Here is a 431-nt window from a genome sequence, read left to right as displayed (position 1 = left end):
TAGTTGAAGCCGATCTGTGGGGTCGGCAGTCCCGCCAGTACCCCCGCCGTCTCCTCGTTCAGATACCGCAGCACCCCGAAACCCAGACCGTCCCCGGGAACCGCCCGCACCTGCTCCTTGACCCGCTTGACCAGCACCCCCGCAGCCCCACCACCAGACCGGACCGCGCCACCGTCAACACCACCCGCGTCCACCCGCACCGGACGCACACCCGTAAACCAGCCCACCGTCCGCGACAGATCACCACCGTCACCCAACGGCACCCGCCCATGCCCCTCCACATCCACCAGAAAACCCGACGACTCCCCGCCACCAGCCGCCGACCACTCCGACACCGCCCCCACCAAACCCGCCAGCAACACATCCTCAACACCCGCACGAAACGCCGCCGGCACACCCCCCAACAACCCCACCGACACACCCACCGGCAC

General features: G+C 68.9%; 1 protein-coding gene. It reads right to left on the bottom strand.

Going from position 1 to position 431, the window contains the following annotated elements:
- A partial coding sequence (locus ACTT8P_RS38475) for a hypothetical protein (protein ID WP_442836434.1) occupies positions 1 to 431 on the bottom strand: 431 nt, incomplete at both ends.

This window comes from Streptomyces sp. JW3, assembly GCF_052216785.1.
GTDB lineage: Bacteria > Actinomycetota > Actinomycetes > Streptomycetales > Streptomycetaceae > Streptomyces.
The sequence above is the reverse complement of the archived record's forward strand: the minus strand, read 5'-3'. Positions and strand labels throughout refer to the sequence as shown.